The following is a 9,784-nucleotide window of genomic DNA, read 5'->3' on the forward strand; positions in this document are numbered from 1 at the left end:
TAGGAAAAGATCCAGAAACTGACGACACAGGTTGCACAACGTCTGTCGCAGCAGCGACAGACGGGCCACCAGAGTCAATCTGGACCGGGAAGAGCCCCATATAGGCAGAGGCTCGCATTCATGCAAGCCGCCGCACTTACTAAACCGTGATCGACAACAATAGACCCGCGGTTCCGGTCTGCCAGATCGTGTCTCTCAGGCAAAACGATTGTTGATGATCGTCTCTTCCAGCGGCAGATGGCCGCCATGCGGAGGATAATCACCTGCCTTCTTGCCGATTGCGACAAACATGACGACTTCATGATCCTTGGGCAGGTTGATCAATTCGCCAACGGCCTTGAAGTCGAACCCATCCATGGGGCAGCTCTGATAGCCATGGGCGGCTGCGGCAAGCATCAAGGCATACGCTGCCATGCCACATGACCGGATCCCCTCGTCGCGCTGCATCTGCTCGTTGCCGCTATAGAATTTCTGAATCATGCCCTCATAGGTCGCCTGCATCTTCTCGGGAGCTTCGGCCCAGTAACGCGCCGGGTTCTTTTCCCACGCCTTGAAATCGGCGCAGAGCACGATAAGAGCACTCGCCTCTTCCACCTGCGGCTGATTCCATGAAACTGCACGGATTTCCTTGCGCAGCGCGGGATCCGACACAACAACAAAGCGCCAGTGCTGGATATTGAATGCTGTGGGGGCATGACGCCCTGCATCAAGAATGGCGCGCAGTTCATGCTCGGGGATCGTTACATCCGGCTCGAAGCGCTTGGTCGCTCTACGTTCGGCGATGGCAGTCAGAATGTCTGTCATGAATAACTCCGCTCTCCTGAGAACCCCGGCAGGGTTATGGAGCTCAGGAAACGCATCATGCAAACACAGGGTTCACGCCGACGTAAAGCGATATTTCGACTAAATTCGTAATATGCTTTCGCGACGGATGCGCCCGCTCAACGCTTGCGTAGAAGAAAGAGCGCCTGCTCGCCAAACAGATTGGCCAGGCGGATCGACCGACGCCACGGAGCGCGCTCTCCGGCCTCATCAATGGCCAGCCAGCGATCGATCACATAGCCCTCGCTCTCGCAAAGCTCCAGAAAGTCCTGAATGGTGCATGGATGGATATTGGGTGTCTCGTACCAAGGCGTATGCCACACCTTGTTCATGGGCATTCGCCCGCTGAGCAGGATCTGCAGGCGCAATCGCCAATGGCCGAAATTGGGGAAGGAAACGATCGCATGACGGCCGATGCGGAGCATCTGGCGTAGCACCTCGCGTGGCTTCTCGACCGCCTGAAGCGTGCGTTGCAGCACCACATAATCGAAAGCGTCGTCGGAATAATGGATGAGATCCTGATCGGCATCACCGTGCATGACGGGCAGACCATGCGCGACCGAACGCGTCACCTCGCGCATGTCGATTTCAATGCCGCGCGCATCGCACTGGCGGGTGCGGAACAGATGGTCGATCAGGGCGCCGTCGCCACTCCCGACATCCAGAACGCGCGTTCCGGGCTCGATCATCTCGGCAATGAGTTGCTGATCAAGACGCATGGGGCACCTCTCCCGCTTCGGCTATCAGTCCTGCCTGCTCTGCCGCGCCATTGATGAATCCACGCATGGTGCGATCAAGATCGGGCTCCTCAAGCAAAAACGCATCGTGCCCCCTGTCGCTCTCGATCTCGACAAAGGAGACGTTCACTCCTGCCTGGTTCAGGGCACGTGCCAAGAGCCGCGACTGCGATGTCGGGAACAGCCAGTCGGAGGTGAAAGAGATAATGCAGAAACGCGTCGTGCAATGGCGGAAGGGTGCCGACAGATCGCCGTCGTAATCCGCGCTCAGATCGAAGTAATCCAGAGCCCGCGTGATCGTCAGATAGGAATTGGCATCGAAGCGACGCACGAAGCTCGACCCCTGATGACGCAGATAGCTTTCGACCTCGAAGATTTCGCCAAAGAGCGAGTTTCCCGATGCAGTGGCTTCGGGAGAAGGTATGGCGTCGCGTCGCGTGCGACGGCCGAACTTCTGGGTCAGCGCCTCTTCGGACAGATAGGTAATGTGGGCCATCATACGGGCCACAGCGAGGCCCTTCGCCGGGATCGTGCCATGCGCCCAGTATCGACCACCGCACCAGTCCGGATCTCCACAGATCGCCTGGCGGCTCACCTCGTTGAACGCAATGTTCTGGGCGGAATGAAACGGCGCCGTTGCGATGGGCATTGCAGCACCCACACGCTCGGGGAAACTGGCCACCCATTGCAGCACCTGCATGCCGCCCATCGAGCCGCCAATGGCGGCGAACAGGCGCTCTATCCCCAGATGGTCCAGAAGCTTCGCCTGGGCGAAGACCATATCCCTGATGGTAATGGGCGGAAAGTCGGTGCCCCAGGGTTCACCATTGTCTCTCACGGTGCGCGGACCAGACGAGCCCATGCAGCCGCCCAGAACATTGACGCAGATAACGTAGAACCGATCGGTATCGATCGCGCGCCCGGGCCCGACAGCACGGCTCCACCATCCCGGTTTGCCGGTAACAGGGTGTGTTTCGGCTACGTACTGGTCGCCTGTCAGAGCATGACAAACAAGAATGACATTATCCCGCTGTGGCGAGAGTGTTCCGTACGCGCAATACGCAATCTCCAGTGGTGCAATATGCACCCCGCATTCCAGTGTCAGCCCCTGTTCGAGCCTTGTACGGAACGACGTGGGAGACGGGTTTTCCGGCAGGCTCATGCCTCCCACCAGATCGGGTTGTGTAACGTCTTTCGCAAGGTTTGTGCGCCCGGTGCTCGGCCCTCTCGTTTCGGCCTTGTCATGGTCTTCTGTCGGGCGTGTGGCCGGTTCGGAGTAATACTGCATGGTCTCATGTTTCGTCCCGGCCGCGCGAAACGTAGCGTGGTCTTTGACGATGGCTGATGGTCACGGATGTTCCATATCTGCACAACGGGCCTCGCATACCCCCGCGCATGGAACGGAACGCAAGATATGGCACCTGAAGCGCAAGGCTGCAATTCCATAGCCATCCTCTTCAAGATCCGTCCCACGGACGGTACTGTTCAAGGGCCTCTCACAAGGAGAAAACATGGCGTGTATCCGGGATTTGATTTAATGTTTTTTTAACGAATCGCCGGAGAAGAACAAATGCCAACCATCCTGAGAATGATCGGTCATTCGGGGCTCTTCGACACAGCTTTCTACCTTTCCCGCAATCCCGATCTGCGTGACATCGGAAGCGGCGCCCTGCTTCACTATCGATCCACGGGCTGGCGCGAGGGGCGCAAACCAAACGCCTTCTTCGATCCGGCTTGGTACCTGACAACAAACAGGGACGTTACAGAAGATCCTCTGATCCATTACCTGACCAAGGGTGAATATGAGGGACGGCGACCAATCGCCTGGTTCGATCCGGTCTGGTACCGGCAGGCCAATCTGGTTCCTGCCAACACGAATGCTCTCGCGCATTATCTGGCCAATCGTCAGTCACCTCATGTCCGGCCAATGCCCGAATTCGACACGGCCTTCTATCTGCGGACCTACCCGGATGTCGCAGCCTCGGGCATGGACCCTGTCGAACATTATATGGTGCAAGGATATCGAGAGGTACGCCGTCCATTCGAAGGTTTCGACCCCGCATTCTACCGGATGCGCTACCTACGTCATGAGCCGGATACAAACCCGTTTATGCACTGGCTGGCCCACCGTCATGAACATGGTGTTTTCCCCTGCCTGCCCGAGCACGAAACGACCATAGCCCGCGAGGTCAGACGACGGACGCAGCCGGGCCCCCTGTTTGAAACCCACCACCCGCTGCCTGACGCTGCCATAAGGCGAGCCCGTCTGCTTGCTTATTATCTTCCCCAGTTTCATCCGAACGCGGAAAATGACCGGTGGTGGGGGAAAGGCTTCACCGAGTGGACCAATCTATCACGCGCCCTGCCTCGTTTCGCCGACCATTATCAACCGCGCATTCCGCGGGATCTTGGTCATTACCGCCTTGATAGTGAGGCGCCGCTACGTGAACAGGCGCAGATGGCGAAGCAGAGCGGCGTCGACGGGTTCATCTTCTATCACTACTGGTTCACTTACGATAAATCATTATTTATCAATGTGTTATAAGACGGTTTCTCGCGGTTTCCAAAACGCGGTTTCCAGCTTGGATATTGCGTCCTCGGCAAGCCGTTTCTGATCGAATGACCGCGTATAGTGCTCGACCATTTTCAACGTCTTGTGTCCGGTGATCGAGGCAATCTCATGCGTCGTGCATCCCGCCTCCGCCAGCAAGGTTGCCGCCAGCTTCCTCAAGCCGTGGATGCTGTATCCTTTCGGGACGATTCCTTTGTTGTGAGCGTCCTTCATGGATTGCGACAGATTATAGGGCGTGAGTGGGCCGCCCCTGGCGCCGGTAAGGATCGTTTCCGCAGTCCTGGGCCATTCCTTCATCGCCTCGGCTAGAACCGGGTGAATCGGTATGTGCAGCTCAGCGCCCGTCTTGCTCTGGCGAACGTATATCGCACGCCCTGTTATGTCGCTCCACTTCATCGCGCACAGGTCCGAACGGCGTTGCCCGGTAAACAGGGCCAGCATGACAGCGCGTGACATATGCGGAGGCAGTGCGGCGATTGCATCCCGCGTCATCTCCTTGCCCCACGCCCTGAACGGCTGATAGGCCAGCATACCGATGCGGGCGGCTGCGTTCGCCTCAACCCATTCCCGGTTGAGTGACCATGAGAGAAAGGCGCTCGTGCTCTGGATGAACTGATTCGCCGCGCCTGTTCCTCTGGTACGTGCGATAGTGTCACGAATGGTCAGGATCTCGCGGCGCTTCAGTTCCTTGATAGGCACGTCACCAATGCGCTCCAGTTCCGCAAGATAAAACCGCCTGCTCCGCTTCGAGCTTGGTTTCGTTGCCGACCATTCCGGGCTACCTAGATATTGGCGCATCACCGCCGCGATGGTGCCGGATGCAGGACCACGCGGGGCATGGTCCTTGCGTTTGCGGGCGTATCGGTATTCCTTAACCGATCCGTCTGCCAGCACCTTTCGAACGATCTTTACGTCTGGCGGCGTCCCGCTCGATTTCTTCGCAAGCACGCTGCACCATGAGGCTCGTAGTTTCTGAAGTGACGACACCGCCCGCCTTGAGCATAACGGCATCGACTTCGTGAATGTCCCACCTTGGCGACCTAGGTCCAAGGTGCAGAGAGGGACGCGGGATCTTCCCTTGCTGCACATAGCGCGGGATCATGTTCGTCGTAGTCGATAGATGCCGCGCCAATGCGGGCGGGTCCAGCCAACGGGAGCGTTCCATTATATCGCCCTCTCCTTCCGATGCTCAACAAAGTCGGCATAGACCGCGCTCAGATCCTCTCCCGTGGCCTTCACCTCGTGCAGGATCGCAAGCAGCGTCTCGACCTTCACAGCATGGCCGCGCACGATCCGGCTGACCGTATGCGGCCCCATACCGGCGGCGAGGGAGATGGCCTCCATTGAGCGCCCGTCTTTCTCGACCAGACGCCGCACCCGCTCGCCCAGCAGGCGGTTGAAGGGGGTGGGGTCAGTCATGGGGCGCCCCTTTCATGAAGACGAGCCAATGTGATTTGGCTGTCTTGCCGCATCGATTGCCGAATAAGGGCCGCTCTGGCGTGAGCTCGAGGATGCGTCCCACGGCAATTTCGTGTTCATTCCATTTGAAAACCATCGTGCCTCCCGACTTCAGCACTCGAAAACACTCCCGAAACCCGGCGCGCAAGTCGTTCTGCCAGGTTTGCCCGAGCTTCCCATATTTCTTCGCAAGCCAGCCGGTCTTGCCGTTCCTCACGAGATGCGGAGGGTCGAATACGACCAGATTGAACGAACCGTCAGCGAAGGGCAGATCGCGAAAATCCATCTCTGCATCTGGCGCAATGACTAGCTTCCTTGCCCCGCCTGCGCTCGATTTGTCGCGAAGTTCATGAGCCTCCGCTCGTATGTCTCCGAACACCGCTCGGGAGTCTGCCCTGTCAAACCAGAACATCCGACTGCCGCAGCAAGGATCAAGGACGGTTGGCGTGGTCTCACCCATGCTCGCCTCCCTCGCGGATGGCTGCCATTGATCCATCGCGGTTGATCCATGCGCATTCGCCCGGATTTGCTTCCACGGGGTTCCGCGCAATGTCCCAAATGCCAGGAACGCTGGAAACGCCCTGATCGGCTTGACGACGATACCAGCTAGCATCTGTGCCTGAGGTTGCGTACATATTGACCAAAACGCGCCTCATGCGCTCGTAACCTGTTGCGAGAGAGCGGATCAGTGCCTCACTCTTCGTCCGCTCTGCTGCCACGGCCTCGGCTATCCGGCGTTCCATCGCCTTGTGTGCGTCCCGCTTACCAGCACGAAATCCGGCTTCGTAGTCGAGGGTCATGGCTGCTCTCCCTTGCGGATGGCTGCGGCGGATCGCTCAATATTGGCGTCTATCGCCCGTAACAGATCCTCAACCCTTTTTTCGTACGATCTACCACGTTCAACAGCAAAGCCAGGGATGCCGTAATACAGGCTAACTTTCTCAACCAACCACCTGAAGCGTATTGCGTCTTTCTCGTAACCCTCCAACTCCTTCACCCGAGCCTCAAGCGCGGCGACGTTGGCGGGGTCTTGGTCCGAGATGCGCAGCGGTCGAACGTAATGACGAATGATCGTCCCGTCCTCGGTATCCCAAGCGCTGGCCAGCTTCCAGCCAGCTTTCTGTTCGTCCTCGTGAAGCGGAGGAAGAGCCTCAACTTCTGCGCAAGAAAGCTCATTCCCTTCGGTCGCGTCTGCCCATTCATCTGTGATGTAGAGGCTTTCGATGCCTAGAGCTTCAAGCCTCTCCCGCGCCTCGGAGATTGAGACTTCGTCGTTACCAAATAGCATGTCAAAGCGCGCCGAAGGTGGTGCACCCTGATCTTTCTCGCGCATATCCTCGACCAGCCACGCAAATGATGCGCCAAGCGTGGTAATATTGGCGGGTCGGCTGTAGAGGGCGGAAACTTTGAAATTGAACCGCGCCGCTTTATCGGCATGGGCTTTATCTGTCACAGCGCTATCGGGCGTATGTGCGCGTCTAGGATCACCTTTGCATCGGTCCTCAATGAGCCAAGCAACCGGCTCGGCCCCCTCCGCGTCCTTCCGGCGCTGTTCTGCCGCGCCTCGGGCCTCAGCTTTGAGAATAAACTCCTCTGCCATTATTGTAGCTATGGACCAGCAAACGTCACAGGTAGCCTCGTGGAGATGAAATGCGAGAGAGGCTATCGCCTCTTCCCGCGTCCGAAACTCCGCGCTCTCCGGCTTCTGTTCGTGGGTCATGATGCTTTCTCTCCATCACACCGGGCAGCGGTACTGACGAGTTCATCGGCGAGCCACCGAGCGTGATCGGGGCAGATGTCCACAGCCTTCCAACCCTTCTCATCGGATATGGCGACGCGCGTACAATCATCAGGAGTCCTGGAAACACTAATCCAGAATGACCATTTATCACGGACGGCACGGCGATTACCGTTCTCAGCACTATCGTCACTCATCCCCGTCTCTCCCCTGCGCTCCGGCCCTTCTCGGCCGCCTGCGCTTGTCCCTGCGCCGCTATCCGGTCGCGTATTGCATCCTGTGCCGCCTGCTCTCTCGTCAGGCGGTCCGCAATTTCCTCGTCGCCGGGGTGCGTCATGCGGGCGCGTGCTCCAATTCGTCAGCCGCCTGCACCGCGTACGCTTCGGCCAGTTCATCAAGCCGCGCCTCGATCATGCCAGCCACTGCGTTCTGTACGTCCTCGGCTATCGGGTTTCCGGCTTCCTCGGCCTTCGCAACGATCTCGATCCATTTGCCGCGCACGGCTACAGCTTGCTCAGGCCTCATTGCACGCTCCAGCCAACCTGAAATTCGTGCCGCATGGTCAATGGTTGGCGGCGTGCGCTTAGGTTCGGGCGTGACGTCAACCGGCTCGCGGCGATCGTCCTGTGCGTCTGCCATTTCTTCCGGCGCGTAAACGCCAAGCATGACTTCCGGCGTATGGCGGCGCGCCCAGACGCGGGCTGCATGATACGTCAGCATCTGGTCGGGTGTCTTCTTCCACCACGTGTTATCTGTACGGGCCTCGGACAACTTCACTTCGACCGTGCGGGCTTTCTTCTCGCCGCGAATAAGTCCGGTGCAGATCACCGCCCTGTTATCGCCCTCTCCGGTAAACTCGTAATTCAGCCGCCCTTCCAGCACGCCGCTCGTCTGTATCGCTGCGGCAACGAGCTTGCCCTCGAAGCACATCTTGCCTTTGACGACTGCGGTGGCCTGAGCCACGGCAAAGGGTGACATCTGCCAGCGCATGGCCTGTTCAATCACCATGAGGCAATCGCCGGGGCTGCTCTGGAGGTGCTGCGGCACCATGCGGGCGGATGCCATGGCCTGAGCCAGCTTCATTGCTCCCTGCATGCCCTCGATTACGAAAGACCCTGGGGCGCCGACTGTCGCTACTTCGTTCATTTTCTTGTCCTGATCTGAATGGTTCCAACGGGGGTAGTGCCGAGCGTTGCGCCCGGTATCGTCTCGCCGCGTCGGAGGAGTTTCGTGAGTTTGGCTCGATCCAGCTTGTCCGGCTGGGGCGAGAAAAGGGACGGCATGGCGGCTCTCAGGGCGGCTTCATCGGTCACTGTGGCAGCAGGATCGGGGCGCGTTCTCGTCACCAGATACGGGCCAGCTTCGAATGAAATCGTGCCGCTCTCGTCGCATGAATGACGGACGCCCTCGCGCAACTGATCCCGCATGGCGGTGCAATCCTTTGCGAGCGCGTCCAGCGCCTCGATGCAGAGAACCGCACCTGTGTCCGGATCGTTTGCCGAACGCATCTGCTTGAGCGCGTCGATCATCCGATCAAACGAGGGCTTGATGTGCTCCGCATATGCCGCGTTGGCGATGTCGAGGGTATTCACGCGCCCTCTCCCTTCGCCTTGGCGAGCACGGCACGGCCCTTCTCGACAAATCTGTCGAGCCCATCGTTCGGCACTGGCTGCATCAACTGCCAAATTTCGAGGGCGGAAACGCACATATCAAGAGCGTCGAATAGTTCTGGCGAGGTGGCCATCAGGTGGGCGTTTGCTCTCGCCTCTTCATCATTGTCACTCTCCGCACCAACGCCAGAAAATTCCGGCGTCATCCCTACCAAATGCGCCATTCTGGCGTTGGGCCTCTTGATGAAGTACCCAGCCCCTTTCCCAACGATCCAAGGCCCCGGCGTCCATTTCCCGCTCATGAGCGTTACCCCTTCATCGCTGGTATTCCGAACCCGTTGCCGTGCGGTGCCATGCGCTCCAGGTCCGCAGCCATGCGCCGCTCGTGATCTGCGACCATCCGCACTCGGGTCGGTGATCGGTCCAGCCCGAACGCCGGGTTGCTCAGGAACGCGATTGCCTTGGCGCTCTGCTTGATCCGCTCGTGCGGCGTGAGTTGAGGCGTCATTGTGCGGCCTCCCGTTCGTCGCAGCGCTTGCCCAGCATGAACTTCTGCTCGTCCAGTTCACGCAGAACCTCCCAGTCCTGATCGTCCTTGGCGAGCGCTTCGAGGCGATCCGCAGCACGTGCCAGAACGTCGCGAGCGCCTTTGAGCAGGTCGAGCGGCAGAACGATGTCGTCCTGCCAGACGGTGACGCGTTCGTGCTTCATCACCCGGCCCTCTGCTCAAGAACAGCACGGTTCGGCAGCGCCTCGCCAAGGCGGCAGAACAGGCAATCAAGCTCGTCCGTATCGAACGCGCCCCGGTCATTCACGCGGGACAGCTTGGCGTTCACCTGCTGCTCTG

The 9,784-nt window shown here is 58.9% G+C and carries 15 protein-coding genes; 1 reads left to right on the plus strand and 14 read right to left on the minus strand.

The window, feature by feature from the left end; all coding sequences use genetic code 11:
* Nucleotides 1-195 precede the first annotated feature (195 nt).
* The 3 genes from ED655_RS07830 to metX form a co-directional block, all read right to left on the minus strand.
* Nucleotides 196-804: a nitroreductase family protein gene (locus ED655_RS07830; RefSeq protein ID WP_122049686.1), complete on the minus strand. Its 609-nt coding sequence runs from the start codon at nucleotides 802-804 to the stop codon at nucleotides 196-198.
* 137 nt (nucleotides 805-941) lie between these two features.
* Entirely contained in the window at nucleotides 942-1,541 is a 600-nt protein-coding gene (metW, locus tag ED655_RS07835) for a methionine biosynthesis protein MetW (RefSeq protein ID WP_023977328.1), read from the minus strand.
* Complete coding sequence (gene metX, locus ED655_RS07840; RefSeq protein WP_122049706.1) at nucleotides 1,531-2,721, minus strand: homoserine O-acetyltransferase MetX; 1,191 nt, start codon at nucleotides 2,719-2,721, stop codon at nucleotides 1,531-1,533. The genes metW and metX overlap by 11 nt, the downstream gene beginning before the upstream one ends.
* Before the next feature lie 408 nt (nucleotides 2,722-3,129).
* On the opposite strand from metX, the gene ED655_RS07845 reads away from it, so the two are divergent.
* A complete protein-coding gene (locus tag ED655_RS07845; RefSeq protein ID WP_122049687.1) occupies nucleotides 3,130-4,104 on the plus strand; it encodes a glycoside hydrolase family 99-like domain-containing protein in 975 nt (324 codons plus the stop codon).
* On the opposite strand, the gene ED655_RS07850 is transcribed toward ED655_RS07845, so the two are convergent.
* From ED655_RS07850 to ED655_RS07895, 11 genes are all read right to left on the minus strand, one after another.
* Nucleotides 4,099-5,118 (minus strand): tyrosine-type recombinase/integrase, encoded by a 1,020-nt coding sequence (locus tag ED655_RS07850; protein ID WP_240993563.1) that lies wholly within the window; start codon nucleotides 5,116-5,118, stop codon nucleotides 4,099-4,101. The two genes, ED655_RS07845 and ED655_RS07850, sit on opposite strands and share 6 nt — an antisense overlap.
* A 177-nt stretch (nucleotides 5,119-5,295) precedes the next feature.
* Nucleotides 5,296-5,550: a helix-turn-helix domain-containing protein gene (locus tag ED655_RS07855; RefSeq protein WP_122049688.1), complete on the minus strand. Its 255-nt coding sequence runs from the start codon at nucleotides 5,548-5,550 to the stop codon at nucleotides 5,296-5,298.
* Nucleotides 5,543-6,049 carry a TRM11 family methyltransferase gene (locus ED655_RS07860; protein WP_122049689.1) on the minus strand — a complete coding sequence of 169 codons (507 nt, stop codon included), beginning with the start codon at nucleotides 6,047-6,049 and terminating at the stop codon, nucleotides 5,543-5,545. The genes ED655_RS07855 and ED655_RS07860 overlap by 8 nt, the downstream gene beginning before the upstream one ends.
* Nucleotides 6,042-6,389 (minus strand): FliH/SctL family protein, encoded by a 348-nt coding sequence (locus tag ED655_RS07865; protein WP_122049690.1) that lies wholly within the window; start codon nucleotides 6,387-6,389, stop codon nucleotides 6,042-6,044. The genes ED655_RS07860 and ED655_RS07865 overlap by 8 nt, the downstream gene beginning before the upstream one ends.
* Nucleotides 6,386-7,309 (minus strand): hypothetical protein, encoded by a 924-nt coding sequence (locus tag ED655_RS07870; RefSeq protein WP_122049691.1) that lies wholly within the window; start codon nucleotides 7,307-7,309, stop codon nucleotides 6,386-6,388. Before ED655_RS07870 ends, ED655_RS07865 begins: the two co-directional genes overlap by 4 nt.
* 211 nt (nucleotides 7,310-7,520) lie before the next feature.
* Nucleotides 7,521-7,664 (minus strand): hypothetical protein, encoded by a 144-nt coding sequence (locus ED655_RS15490; RefSeq protein ID WP_162993434.1) that lies wholly within the window; start codon nucleotides 7,662-7,664, stop codon nucleotides 7,521-7,523.
* Entirely contained in the window at nucleotides 7,661-8,473 is an 813-nt protein-coding gene (locus ED655_RS07875) for a recombinase RecT (protein ID WP_122049692.1), read from the minus strand. Before ED655_RS07875 ends, ED655_RS15490 begins: the two co-directional genes overlap by 4 nt.
* Nucleotides 8,470-8,919 (minus strand): siphovirus Gp157 family protein, encoded by a 450-nt coding sequence (locus tag ED655_RS07880; RefSeq protein WP_122049693.1) that lies wholly within the window; start codon nucleotides 8,917-8,919, stop codon nucleotides 8,470-8,472. Before ED655_RS07880 ends, ED655_RS07875 begins: the two co-directional genes overlap by 4 nt.
* The gene (locus ED655_RS07885; protein WP_122049694.1) at nucleotides 8,916-9,239 is read right to left on the minus strand and encodes a hypothetical protein; all 324 of its coding nucleotides are present in this window, start codon (nucleotides 9,237-9,239) and stop codon (nucleotides 8,916-8,918) included. The genes ED655_RS07880 and ED655_RS07885 overlap by 4 nt, the downstream gene beginning before the upstream one ends.
* A 5-nt stretch (nucleotides 9,240-9,244) precedes the next feature.
* Nucleotides 9,245-9,445, minus strand: a complete 201-nt coding sequence (locus tag ED655_RS07890; protein ID WP_122049695.1) for a hypothetical protein — start codon at nucleotides 9,443-9,445, stop codon at nucleotides 9,245-9,247.
* Complete coding sequence (locus ED655_RS07895) at nucleotides 9,442-9,648, minus strand: hypothetical protein (RefSeq protein ID WP_122049696.1); 207 nt, start codon at nucleotides 9,646-9,648, stop codon at nucleotides 9,442-9,444. Before ED655_RS07895 ends, ED655_RS07890 begins: the two co-directional genes overlap by 4 nt.
* Nucleotides 9,649-9,784: the final 136 nt, after the last annotated feature.

Source organism: Asaia bogorensis (assembly GCF_900465345.1).
GTDB lineage: Bacteria > Pseudomonadota > Alphaproteobacteria > Acetobacterales > Acetobacteraceae > Asaia > Asaia bogorensis_A.

Bases quoted from the DNA above. Each gene is read 5' to 3' on its own strand.
- ED655_RS07830 (WP_122049686.1), bottom strand. From the start codon at position 804: ATGACAGACATTCTGACTGCCATCGCCGAACGTAGAGCGACCAAGCGC.
- metW (WP_023977328.1), bottom strand. From the start codon at position 1,541: ATGCGTCTTGATCAGCAACTCATTGCCGAGATGATCGAGCCCGGAACG.
- metX (WP_122049706.1), bottom strand. From the start codon at position 2,721: ATGAGCCTGCCGGAAAACCCGTCTCCCACGTCGTTCCGTACAAGGCTC.
- ED655_RS07845 (WP_122049687.1), top strand. From the start codon at position 3,130: ATGCCAACCATCCTGAGAATGATCGGTCATTCGGGGCTCTTCGACACA.
- ED655_RS07855 (WP_122049688.1), bottom strand. From the start codon at position 5,550: ATGACTGACCCCACCCCCTTCAACCGCCTGCTGGGCGAGCGGGTGCGG.
- ED655_RS07860 (WP_122049689.1), bottom strand. From the start codon at position 6,049: ATGGGTGAGACCACGCCAACCGTCCTTGATCCTTGCTGCGGCAGTCGG.
- ED655_RS07865 (WP_122049690.1), bottom strand. From the start codon at position 6,389: ATGACCCTCGACTACGAAGCCGGATTTCGTGCTGGTAAGCGGGACGCA.
- ED655_RS07870 (WP_122049691.1), bottom strand. From the start codon at position 7,309: ATGACCCACGAACAGAAGCCGGAGAGCGCGGAGTTTCGGACGCGGGAA.
- ED655_RS15490 (WP_162993434.1), bottom strand. From the start codon at position 7,664: ATGACGCACCCCGGCGACGAGGAAATTGCGGACCGCCTGACGAGAGAG.
- ED655_RS07875 (WP_122049692.1), bottom strand. From the start codon at position 8,473: ATGAACGAAGTAGCGACAGTCGGCGCCCCAGGGTCTTTCGTAATCGAG.
- ED655_RS07885 (WP_122049694.1), bottom strand. From the start codon at position 9,239: ATGAGCGGGAAATGGACGCCGGGGCCTTGGATCGTTGGGAAAGGGGCT.
- ED655_RS07890 (WP_122049695.1), bottom strand. From the start codon at position 9,445: ATGACGCCTCAACTCACGCCGCACGAGCGGATCAAGCAGAGCGCCAAG.
- ED655_RS07895 (WP_122049696.1), bottom strand. From the start codon at position 9,648: ATGAAGCACGAACGCGTCACCGTCTGGCAGGACGACATCGTTCTGCCG.